Here is a 12595-nt window from a genome sequence, read left to right on the forward strand (position 1 = left end):
CTGACACTAAAGCTCCAGCTCTAGTGTCAGCCTCTTATTTGTTCTTATTTCTTACTGCTTCTCCACGTTCTCCAGCATACGAAGAATCATCATGACGGCTTCCGCCCGGGTCGCGGAGTCCCGTGGAGCAAACCGGTTACCCGAGCGGCCATTTACGATGCCAGCCGCAGTGGCGGCAGCGATTTCCTTCTCTGCCCAAGCTGGAATGGCTTGCTGATCACGGAATTCCGTTTCTGCTTCTGGTAAGGCAAGGCCCAGGTAACGTGCGATCATGACCGCCATTTCGGAACGGTTGACGGATTGATTCGGTCTGAATGAGCCGTCTTCATATCCCTTCACAATACCTTCGGATACGGCCCATTGAATCGCTTCAAGCGCCCAGGATCCGATCTGGGAATTGTCTTTGAAATCCAGCTTCCCAGCATCCCTTTGTCCATCCAGTGCTTTGGCCATCATGACCATAAATTCGGCGCGTGTTACTTGTCGGTCCGGTTTAAAGGTATGATCCGGATAACCCCCAACGATACCGAGCTGAACCGCTTCCTCTATCGCCGACGAAGCCCAATGTCCTGCGATGTCTGTTAACATCACCGGCTTTGGCTCCGGCTTCGGTTCTTCAGTCCCCGGCTTCGCCTTACGGTGAATGGTTAACTGGTAGGTTCGGGTCGTCCCGTTCTCCGCCCGAATCACCAGCTTCAACAGGTTATCTCCTTCCTTCAGCTCGATAACCTGATCCTTTTTCAGGGGTTCTTCTCCCAGAAGGACTGTTGCCTTGCTATGCGCTGCATGAACACGGAGCTGCACAGATTCGGCTTCCGTCTCAAGTCGGTACTCAGTTCTGTTCTCATTGAATGCAGGGGTAAGTTCAGCTGCTTTGTCGCCGATGATCACTTCAAGTTCTTTTAAACGGTTGTCTCCAGATAATACGTATCCTCCAGAAGCCCCCGATCCTGATTCTGATCCCGATGATGGAGGATTCTCCGTTGAAGGTACAACCGATGCGTTATAGGTACGGATCGCGGCTTGCAGAGCAATGATTGCATCCTGTACGGTCTTGGCAGTTGCATGATCCTGTTGCACTATGGCGCTGGCTCTTTCAATGGCAGCACGGAGTGCAGACCTTGCTGCGACCGGATACTGCCCCGGCGATGTGCCTTCTCGTGTTTCGTCGAGCCTTTGCTGTGCCGATGCGATTAATCCGATTAACTCGCTCTTGTCTACTGCTGCTGCCGGTGTTGTGACTGTGTTATGAAGTCCGGCGCTCTCTCCCGCAGCGTTATAGGCTTTTACAGTAAAATGATATCGGGTGTCCGGCTCCAAACCGGAAGCGGTATGTGAATACACATCATTGGTCACGGCAACAACCGGTTCACTCCGCCCTTTCAGATATACACGATATCCATCCACGCCATGATCTGCGGTCGCCTCCGGCCAGCTCATGGTTACGCCGTTTGAAGTAATGTCCGAAAATTCAAGCTCCCCGGCTGTCCATACAGGTGCACCCGGAATTTCTACGGCTTGAGTGATGACCGTTAAGGCCTCACTAGGAGCGGATTCCGTGTCTTGCTTGTCCACGGCGGTTACTTTGAATTCATACAGCGTGTCCGGGGTTAGCCCTGTCGCTTCATATACGCTATCCGTGACCGTTGCCACGCGCTCCCCGTCCTGATACACATTAAAGTTCACGACTTGTTGGTCTGGACTGTTTACGGGATCCCAACCGATTTGAACTGTTGACGATGTCACATTCAGTGCTTTCAGGTTGGTCGGAGCGTTGAGATTCCCGCCATCTGTCGTGAATGTCCACACATCCGAAAGGGTTTTCCCCCCGAATTTGTCTTGTGCGACGACATACCACGAATAGGTTCCATCGGATTGCAGTCCTGTCCACGGTTGAGTAACCTCAGTGCCGCTAGCCACGTTCTGCGGTGTACCGATAGACTCTCCTCTCAGATGATTTACTTGGATCGAATCGGTTGCTACGCGCTTTAATTTCGGTTCAAGATCCAGATTCATCTTGAACTCATCCGAGCCATTTGTATAATAATTGTACTTATCCAGATAAGGAGAGTACGTATTTACGTAAATCTGATTGCTATCCTTATCAAAATGCAGCAACCTCAAGTAACCACTGCCGCCATCGGCATGCCCTTGGTAGTCTGCCAGCATCTGATACACGGTTCTGTCCGCAATACCGTCACCATTATCATCCAATTCATTCTTAAGCAGACTGGCTCCCGTGTAATGGCCGCTCAGAACGGCAACCACATTCGGATTCGGAACGACAACTTCCTTGTACAATTTGTTGCCTATACCGGAACGAGTTCCGTTCGCGAGCATATAATCATGGAAATTCAGGAATGCGGTACGGTCCGGATACGCTGCGAGAACCTCGTTCATCCACTTGATGTCCTCGTCTTCAACGCCCCATCCCATATACATCATGATGAAGTCGTTGCCTTCAACGGAGACAAGGTCATAATGTCCGCGATTGTCCTTGTAGGAACCTCCGTAATATGGCTGATTCTTGTAACGCTCCTCCCCGAAATATTGACTGTAGGTCGTGTAATCCCAATCATAACTTCCCACATCATGATTTCCGGCGAGCACGCCATGCGGCAGATTTGCATCCTCCAGCATCTTCATGTAATCATCGGCACGTTTCCATTGATACTCAGCTGTCGGATCATTCACGATATCACCGGTATGGAACAAATATTTGATGTTCATATCATCGATGGAATCGACAATCCAGTCGAATTGCTTCTGCTGAATATGCGGGTACAGCTCCGTTAAAAACTGGGTATCCGATACCCATACAAAAGTGTAATCATAATCCCCACGGGATGGAATTTCGTCCTGTACGATGACATCCACTTTGCTGTTCTGGACGTAGTCTGCTGCCATCAGTTCGCCTCGCAGCGTAAAATCATCTTCAGACTGGGCAATATGTTTGGTAATTTCCGTCCACTTGTTCTGGTTGTGGTTCCACGCATACATCGTGACCTTACGGCCGGGCACCGTGTGTCCTTCCCAAGTCACTTCAACGCTGTCACCCGGCTCCACGGCATGCTCCAGCTCTACCTCAAACCGGATATAAGGGAACTGGGACGTGGAATCCACCGTGACATATTGATCGTTGGACTCTGCTACCAGCTTCAATTCCTCTGCAGTTAGCGCAGTTTCGCCCACCGGGAACCTGTCCTTAGGTGGCTCTTCATCCGAGGCGTTCTTGGATAATTTTACTCGATCGCCACTTAATGCATGATACGGATACGCCTGATGGAAGGAGACCTCAAGCTCGTCATCCGATGGATCGCTGACTTGAACCTTCAGTTCCGGCGACAACCCGGTTCCGCTCTCCATATCTGCTGGTGAGACCAATACAGGTGCATTCGGATGCTCCGGTGCCGTGTTAAACGTTACCGTACGTTCCGAGATGTTGCCGATCTTGTCCACTGCCCGGATTTCCAGCTTATGATCACCTGGATCAAGCTCGGATGATGACGTATCGTATGGCACCTGGATGGTTCGACCATCCAGCAGGACCTTCACCTGTTCCACGCCGGATACGCTATCTTCTGCAGTCACATCGATCGGAATGCTTCCCTTATAGCTCTTTCCCTCTTCAACGGTCACGCTAATTACCGGTCCATTGTTATCTACCTCAACAATGGCAGATGCTTCAGACTTCCCCTTTACATTCAATTCAACGTTGTGCTGCCCGTCTGTAACCGTCGTAGTATCCCATGCGTAAGACAGGGCCTTTACTTTATCGGCTGGAATATCGAATTGAAATGCAACAAAAGGCAGAAACCGTCCATCGTCACCAAGGTCATGGATAAGCGCAGGATCGCTAAATTGCGGATCCCGGATTTCTGTCCCATCTCCTAACAACAGCCGTACATTGCGGGCATTAAAGTCATCCATATTTCCGGTCGGCTTGTCATCCTCGAAATAGGTTTTCTCATTATCACCTGCCCGAAGGGTAATTTCGTTTGTGCCGCTTATCAACCATTGCGGTTCGATGGGGACAACGATGGTTTGATACCCGTCAATGTTCGCCTCGGTCTTGAACAGAACATTCTTGCCGATGGTTACCGTATTGATCCCATCGTCAATACCATCGCCCTCAAAAACAAAATAAGCGGAATGCTCCATAACGGGTGTACCTTGAACCGGCTGCCCGTCGATATGAAGCTCAAGATCTGCAGGTTCTACCCCACCTGCTGCACCCCGAATATAGGTTATCCCGGTGACGGTCTGTTGATCGTCAACATTCAGGCTGGCGCTGGCACCATTCCCCGTGAGATCGACTTCGTATTTGGGACTCGCTACTTCCTTAAAGGTGTTGGACACCGTGAAAAAATACTCCAGCTTGGTGTGTCCCAGCAGCTCCAGGTAAGAAATCGTATGACCGAGGCCTTGCTTTCCTTCCTGAAGCTGTACGACTTTGTAATCGTTCTGTCCATCGACACGATAAGATAACGCGAGCGACGTAACCATACGATCATCGTGCGCTTCTGCGAGAATCTCCAGATTTTCGCCCGGCGTCACATTCGTCGTTGTCGTCCGGTTGGTGACCGTTGGTTCCTTGGTCACATCAATATGTACCGGCTCCGCAGGTACCTCGGAATGCTGCAGCGAACCCGGCGTAGCCTTATGCTCCAGCTGGGAAATCCGCTGCATCTTCAGGCTGCCATCCTCCGGGTACTTATAGAAGATCCCCTGATCGGCGGCGTTATGAACATCTCCGTCATTGTAAAATGCGGATACGATCGGACGGCCGGTGTTCGTCACAACCACGAGCTCCCGCATGCGTGAATTGGACATGCCGCCTGAGAATATTTTGACGACATCGGTGTTTTCAATCAGGTTGGTGCCGTAATTTTTATTAAAATCAGCAATCGTTGATTTGCTGTTCTGTGCGTTAATAATCCAGAACACCAGCGTGCCTCTGGATGGAATCATCACCTCATCGGGTACATGAGCCCAGAGGGTATCACTCTCCAAGTAACGGTAACGAATTTTGTAATGGCTGAAATCGATGTCTTGGTCGGTATTGTTATATACTTCAATAAATTCATAACCATCGGCGGTTCCTACATTCGTAGAATCAGGGACAAGCTCGGTGATCAGCAGTTCGGGTACATTGTTCAGTGCGTTGGATGACTGGGCTGAAGCCTGTCCTGGGAAACCGGCAAACGAGGCCGACAACACGATACAGAGAATCAAGAAACAGGATATACATCGATTCAGGACGATCTTAGACAATGGAAAACCTCCTAGAAATGATTTTTTGAACAATCAATTCAGTTTCCCAATTCTCCAGGTCTCCATGGGATCTCCAAATTTTAATTAAAGCGCTTTCAATATTAAATCCCTCATGATTTAGATTTAGGCTATCCCCTATAAGAGATCCATTTAGCACCTCACCTCCTAAGATCAATAATTGCATATTCCCTTTGATTTTTAAACCGATTTATGTAAAATCTGATAAATGATTCACAAGTCCCGGGATCAGTTAATCATCTAGTAAAATAGGATAATTTGTTAACAGATATTCATTACTATATATTAAGTAGTCACCCCTATCTCAAGGTCCACAAGCGGGGGCAGCATAGCGTATAAAACCCATTACCTCCAGACTATTCACGTCTTATCCGGTTCATCTTTGGGCAAGCATCCGTCAGGATCCTCTTTCATGGAATGCAGCTTCAGCTTATTCAGATATTATCAATTAATCCGGTCTCCCGCACAAAAAAAGACCCCGCGAATAATTTCGCAGGATCCTTATCAGTGGGAAGCGATTTAAAATTCATTATGCAGCCATTTTCCAATTGCTAGGGTGCCTTACCTGAAAAGAATCGAAGAAACTTCGCTCTCCTTCTCCTTTTGCGAGTGTTCATGGTGAATCAACTGCCTTTCGGAATGACATCATGTTCTTCCGTCCGTCGATTGACAATACCACTTCCCACTTGTTCTATATTTACCCGCTCCTCAGGAAGTGAAACACTTTAGCCCGAACTTCCTCTCGAATTTTGAGGTTAGCCTATGTACCCCTTCATTTGTATAAATGATGGCGACTACTCACTCTTCATTGTCTGGGACAGTTGTACCAGCTTGTTCATGGTTTTCCAATTCCGCATCGTCATCGGTACGCCGAGCTTCGTCAACTGAAACGCCAGCTTGGAATTCCGAACGCTTTCCTTAAACAGTAAGTAAACATCTTCACCAATAACCTCGAAGGTTTCCTTTTCGTTTACATAATGCCTTAATTTCTCCACATCTTCAGCAGCAGGCGCTTCCGGCAGCATGGCAACATAAAGACTCTCAAACTCCGACGCTTCCTCCGCTTGACGTATCGTTTCTTCCGAAAATGGACAGTTCCGAACAATCCCCTCGATTTCCTCAGACGTTCTAAGGATCACCGATATCGAGAAGCCGAACGTTTCAAGTATGCCTTGTTCCATTTGGACGCGCAGCGTTTCCTTGGATTCCGCAGATTCGAAGAGCACGTTTCCGCTCTGGATGTAGGTCTGCACGCGAGCCAGCCCCATGTGTTCAAGCATTTTTCTTAAATCGGCCATTTTGATCTTGTTATGGCCGCCGACATTGATCCCTCTGAGCAACGCGATATAAATTGTCATCCAAGCATCCTTTCTACGATCAGACCTGCCGTCTTCTCCCCGTTCGCAATGCAATCCGGTATTCCCACTCCATAATAGGAGCATCCCGCAAGCATAACGTTAGGGTACAGGTCACCCATTTTATGCTCTAATGACTCCACGATTTGCCGGTGCTTCAAATGATAATTCGGCATATTATCATGCCATTTAGTGACTTCACAAGAAACAGGCTCTGCCTTAATGCCGAGGCTTTGGCTGATATCCTCCATCCCGACCCGCTTCAATTCTTTATCGGATAATCGGATGAACTCCTCATAATGCGGATTGGAGCTCTTGTAGAACAATCGCATTAATAACCGCTTGTTCTCGGAAGTATGCTCCCATTTCCGGCTCGTCCAGGTACAAGCATCACACTTTAACTGGGTTCCCTTAGCCGTAATGAATCCCGTTCCATCGTAGGGAAGCTCTTCGTCTTGAATATCATAGGCAAGATACACGCTGATAAGCGATTTGGTATACAGCTGGTCAAAGTCCTCGTTAAGCAGCGGATCTTGCAGCAGCTCCTTCGCGGCGGATCCCATTGTGCTTAATACAACAAAATCAGCTTCAAGCTTTTCGCCATTTGGCAATGTTATCCTGTAACCGCCAGCCATTTTCTCCAGCTTCTCTGCGGAAACGCCCTTGTATATCTTCGCGCCTGCTTGTATCACGGTCCGTTCCAGTGCATCAATCAATACGGAGACTCCGTCTTGGAAGGAAACAAACTTCTTATTACCTGAGCCCAGGAACTTCTGTTTATGCTCGGCTAGACCACCCATGATACTACCGTGTGCATTTTTGTATTCTAGTAAATAAGGAAACGTGGACGCAATCGTGAGATCATGAAGCTCTCCGGAATATACGCCCGATATGACCGGAGCGATCTGATTCTGAACGATTTCCTTACCAAGGAAGGCTTCAAGGAACTCGCCCAAAGAATCATCCTTGGTAAACGTTTCATTCGGCGTGTAGTAGTCCTTGAGCGCCTCCACCTTCCCCTCGGCAGACACGAGCTCGCTTTCCGCCAAGGATTTCAGGCTAAGCGGTATGCCGAATACGCTCTCATCCGGGATTCTTTTCAAACCTGCAGTCGTATATATGAACGAAGTCCCCGTGGCATTATACACAACCTGGTCTGTTAACTGAAGCTCCTCCAGAAGTGGTGCCACATTCGTTTTCCGGGATACGATCGAATCCGCTCCGGTTTCCATAATAAATTCACCGTTCTGAACGGTTCGGATTTTGCCTCCCAGCGTTTCACTTGCCTCGATAAGCACCAATTCCATATCTTGTTGATGGCGATTTAACTCTTTTTGCAAATAGTATAAGGTCGAAAGTCCGGTAATGCCGCCGCCGATGACTACGGTAGTTGTCACTGTACATACACCTCTATTATGTAGGTTCATAACATCTTCATCATGTTTGTTACCATTGTATCCAATTTCTAAGTATATCATAGAGTCCGTTCTTTCGAGGGCCGCCAATCCCTCAATATTGTGAACAGAATCGTTCACACAGTCATCGGCTTTCCACTAGGAAAAGGAGCACAATTTGTACATCATGCATCCTATTCCCTTTGTGCACGTGCAGATTCAGGGGCATGCAAGGATGGTTGTCGACAGCAAAAAAAACTCCGCGAGATCACTCGCAGAGTTTTTTCGTGGGAAGCGGTTATTTCTATTCTAACGCAATCGTTCCATTGCTTAAGGTGTACTTTGGAATAATTCAGGTAGTATCGTCCTTATTCCTCGTTATGCTGTACATGGGTATCAAATCCTTTCGGTAATTCCGACTTAACGTCTTATTATCCGTCTGGTGTTGATGTGTTTCCACTTCCCACTTAGGATATATATACCCGGTGTACGGTTGATGAAACAGGTGAAGCTTTTCTTTTTTTTGCCCCTGCCAGAACTTTTAATTATCCTCGGTCAACACTTCAAGCAATCCGGCCGGAAGCTCATACTTGCGGTTGTTGATCTGAATGCTCTTCAGCTCCTCCAGCAGCGAATCATTGCTTTCCGAATCCTTAATGGCCTGTACTTCGTGGTGCAATTGCTCCATCTGACGGTCCAGCGCGTTAGCCGTATCCGCCGCCTTCTTAAGCTCTTCCAGCAGATGCTGGGGAACCGACTTATTATATTTGTAGAAAATTTTATGCTCCAGACTCGCCCAGAAATCCATGGCAATAGTCCGAATTTGGACTTCAACGCATACCTTCTCCACCCGGTCGGAGAAAAAAACAGGCACTTCGACTAACAGATGCAGGCTTTGGTATCCGTTTGGCTTCGGATTCTTGATATAATCTTTGACGTTCAGGACCGTTAAGTCGCTCTGCTTCTGCAGCATGTCGCTGATTTTGTAAATGTCGGTAATGAAGGAGCAGGTGATTCTTAGACCAGCGATGTCTTTAATGTTGTCTTCGATGGAACTGAGAGATATGTTTCCGCCTTTTCGGAGCAGCTTCTTCATGATGCTCTCCGGCGATTTCAGGCGGGACTTCGTATGTTCGATCGGACTATAATCATGAAGAGCCTGGAACTCTTCTTTTAATATTTCCATTTTGGTTTCGATCTCATCTAAGGCGAATTTGTATTTCATCATAAATCGGGTAATTTCGTTCCGAATGATTTTGAGCTGTTCGATTTGCATAGAATTCATGGGATACTTCCTTTCGATTGTGTGATTCAGAGCCGTGATGACTCGAGTAGTAAATAAAAACAAAACACGCTGCTAACATTCTAGAAGTGCTGTTCCCTCTTTAAATAGTAGTTGATTTTGAGGTGCGACTGCAACTTTAGTGCAATGACGTCAAAAAGACGCTGCAACCAGGAGGTTACAACGTCTTTTATCATATGCCAGCTTCGTAGCGCTTGATATCGTTGTATAAACCATATCTTGCAAGGCATTTATGCTCGTATTTTATTATCCTATAAATTTCATGAACGTGGTATTATTTCTCGGGCAATCGCAAAATACTCATGGTTTCGACATCCATTCACGATGGATTTCCCCACTTTCATTCACTCCCATTTTATCAAAAATTAAATATTCCCTCTTGATTTGGTCTCATATTATCTTCTTCTGAATCTCATCTTTGTACCGCTGGCACCCTGCCCCCCTTCTGCGCCGCCATCTGCGGATACGCAATGCCCAGCAGGATCACGATAACCCCGATCCATTGCAGAGCAGTTACCTGCTCGCTCAGCACCAGCACCGAAGCGATAACAGCAACGGGCAGCTCTCCAGCCCCAAGGATGGTTGCCAGTCCTGTGCTGATTTTGGGTGCGCCCAGTGCGAATAGCAGTACAGGCAAAACAACACCGAATACACCTAGGATTAAGCCGAACAGCCATAACCCGTTGTCAAACAGGGATATCTCCGTGTACACTTTCGGCGTAAATAGGATCGTCAACAGAATCAGACCACCCGTTGAGGTATAGAAGCTCCGGGTAATCGGTGACATCTGCGTCTCGACCCGGCCGCTGAAGAAGACAAACAAAGCCATCATCAAGGCCGCAGTCAGCCCCAATAAAGTCCCCTTCCAATTCAATTGAAGCTCATTTGCACCCAAAATCCCCCCAGCCATAATTGTCCCGACAAACAGGATGATAACGGAGATGACGGTGGATTTATCCGGCCATTGCCGTTTCACAATGGCTTCGATAATGACGCCGATCCAGGTGAATTGAAATAGAAGAACGACGGCAATCGATGCCGGAATGCTCTGAAGGGCAAGGTAATACGTGACGCCTGTAAGACATGTACATAACCCAACCCCGGCTAGCCTTAGGAATTGCTTGCTCGTGACCTTTTGACGTCCAAAAAACAGCATTAACAACAGCAGAATGAGCCAGCCTGTCCCGAATTGGCTGATCATAACCTCCTGAAATAGGAACCCTTCCTGGTAAGCAAGCTTTACAACCGTTGACAGAATACCAAAACAGCAAGCTCCCAAAAATACGTAGAATGAATTTTTTAATACATGTAACAATTCCAACTCTCCCTCCACAACAAAAAAACCCCGCTTTTCACTGTTTTGGAGACCAGAAAACAGTAAAAAGTGGGGTTGACTCTGTTAGATATTGAATTATGGTCTTATCTTAAGACAAAACCTCAACATTGTAAATACCAAATGGGGTAAGTTTGTATCCAACCACTATTTATGAAGACAACTTTGCAAAGATCTCTCTCAATTTAGCAACAGCTTCGATCTCCAGAGCTTTAATATCCTCTACCAGTGATATCGCCTTCGTTGCTTGCTCCCCCGAATTAGGCTCTCCACCTACCGGGAATGGGAACATCTGATGCAGGACACTGAACTTCTCACACATTCCTGTATATAACACGCTGGCTTCTTTAAACTGCTGCGTGAGCTCCGATCCTTCCTTATTCGCATCCGGCCAAGCTGCAATCAGTTCCTTGAAGAACTCAGCAGCGTAATACCGGGCATCTCTTAATACCTCGATGTTGTAAGCATGACCGTTCGGTTCTATCCTCCGCCCCTGCAGCGATTTAACCCAAGCATCATATGCCGCAATCCCCTTCACTGCCGTCGGCACCACGCTTTCTTTCCCCTCATATTGCTCTATGGCGGTTTCAAGCGCAAGTCGAAGCTGCTGCTGAAGCGTTAAATCAACGGAGCCCTCAATAGCCAGAACAAATAGATCTTCCATCACGCTTCTGCCGAGATTTTCGTAGGGCAGCGTATCCACTCTGCCGCATACTTCCCCATAGAGAGTTCTCGTTTCATCGTCGTAACCATACAGTGTACCAAATTCCGGAAAGAATATATCCCAAGCCAGCACAGGGTATCCCCGGTCTAGTGAAGCATGAATCAGATCAAGGGCCCTTGGCAGCTCCTGATGAATGCTGCGCTTGCTCATGGCACTCTTCTCCAAAGCGGTTGGATCCAGCAGATTGGCATTGGTGCCGACGCCGTCCGACATGCCATCTACAAACTTGGAATGGAACCCGATATTATGAAGGCCCCGAGATAATACTTCACCAAAAAAGTACGCCGTTGGACCTGCAATGTGAACTTCATCCGGGATGATGTTGATCCGGAATGCATGACCTGTAAGCCCCATGACCATCGGCAGGGATAACTTCCGATCTGTAAATTGAAGCATTTTATACGTGGCATCCGCAGCGGTTGTCCAAGTTTTGATTTCTTTCAACGGTCCTTCATAAGGCAGAATCTTCTTTTTCATAATTCCCAAGTCCCTTCTCATCTTAATATAAGAGTCAACGGTGACGCGGATTTTTTCTTGGATCACTTTCTTCCGTGATCTCGAAATAATCTGATACACATTGGCCGAAGAGAGCTGAAACAAGTTGGCAATTTCTTGCGGAGACAGCTGATCGAAAAAATGGGATTCGAAAATAAGCCGTTCGCGTGGCTTCAGACATTGAATGATGTCCGTTAAAAAGCGCAGCGTCTCTTGCTGGACGATCCGTTCCTCCGGAACGTGGAATCCAGCGGCAGCTTCGGTTGCAGAATGACGGAGCCTGCCCAGAATACTGTCCAGATTGTTCCACTGATCTGAACTCCCGGCACCATCAGCCCTTCCCCTGCCTTCAAGCTCGGTGAATGTCTGCTCTTTCATCGCAGGGCTTCCCTTAAGGCGGGTATAGGCCTGATTCCGGACGATTCGCTGCACCCACGGTAAGAACCGCCGGGCATCGACCAGTTTCCCCAGATGCATGAACGCACGGATAAGTGCATCCTGTACAACGTCCTCTGCCAGGTAGGACTCCCGGGTTATAGCTCTGGCATAGCCATAAACCTTGGACCGATGACGCCGAACAAGCTCCCCGAATGCTTCCCGCTCCCCTGCCTGCGCATATTTCACCAACTCCTGATCCTCCATCTCATCCCACTGGACCCTGCTGTCTGCTGTCGTTTCCAATTGCTCAAACCCTCTTTC

6 protein-coding genes are annotated in these 12595 nt (G+C 47.9%); all 6 read right to left on the bottom strand.

Annotated features, from left to right (window positions below; all coding sequences use genetic code 11):
- Window positions 1–51: 51 nt before the first annotated feature.
- The 6 genes from MKY48_RS20105 to MKY48_RS20130 all read right to left on the bottom strand — a co-directional run bounded on the left by MKY48_RS20105 (window position 52) and on the right by MKY48_RS20130 (window position 12577).
- On the bottom strand, window positions 52–5274 hold the full coding sequence (locus MKY48_RS20105) for an S-layer homology domain-containing protein (protein WP_339290565.1): 5223 nt from the start codon (window positions 5272–5274) through the stop codon (window positions 52–54).
- 812 nt (window positions 5275–6086) lie between these two features.
- Window positions 6087–6650, bottom strand: a complete 564-nt coding sequence (locus tag MKY48_RS20110) for a DUF1697 domain-containing protein (protein ID WP_339290567.1) — start codon at window positions 6648–6650, stop codon at window positions 6087–6089.
- The gene (locus tag MKY48_RS20115; RefSeq protein WP_339290569.1) at window positions 6647–8044 is read right to left on the bottom strand and encodes a protoporphyrinogen oxidase; all 1398 of its coding nucleotides are present in this window, start codon (window positions 8042–8044) and stop codon (window positions 6647–6649) included. Before MKY48_RS20115 ends, MKY48_RS20110 begins: the two co-directional genes overlap by 4 nt.
- A 538-nt stretch (window positions 8045–8582) precedes the next feature.
- Entirely contained in the window at window positions 8583–9317 is a 735-nt protein-coding gene (locus MKY48_RS20120) for a GTP pyrophosphokinase family protein (protein ID WP_098746717.1), read from the bottom strand.
- 439 nt (window positions 9318–9756) lie between these two features.
- Entirely contained in the window at window positions 9757–10659 is a 903-nt protein-coding gene (locus MKY48_RS20125; protein ID WP_339290571.1) for a DMT family transporter, read from the bottom strand.
- Window positions 10660–10828: 169 nt separating this feature from the next.
- Entirely contained in the window at window positions 10829–12577 is a 1749-nt protein-coding gene (locus MKY48_RS20130) for a sigma-70 family RNA polymerase sigma factor (RefSeq protein WP_339290573.1), read from the bottom strand.
- Window positions 12578–12595 lie beyond the last annotated feature (18 nt).

Source organism: Paenibacillus sp. FSL W8-0187, from assembly GCF_037969755.1.
GTDB lineage: Bacteria > Bacillota > Bacilli > Paenibacillales > Paenibacillaceae > Paenibacillus_AQ.

Coding starts and splice junctions, on each gene's coding strand:
- MKY48_RS20110 (WP_339290567.1), bottom strand. CDS start 6,650: ATGACAATTTATATCGCGTTGCTCAGAGGGATCAATGTCGGCGGCCAT.
- MKY48_RS20120 (WP_098746717.1), bottom strand. CDS start 9,317: ATGCAAATCGAACAGCTCAAAATCATTCGGAACGAAATTACCCGATTT.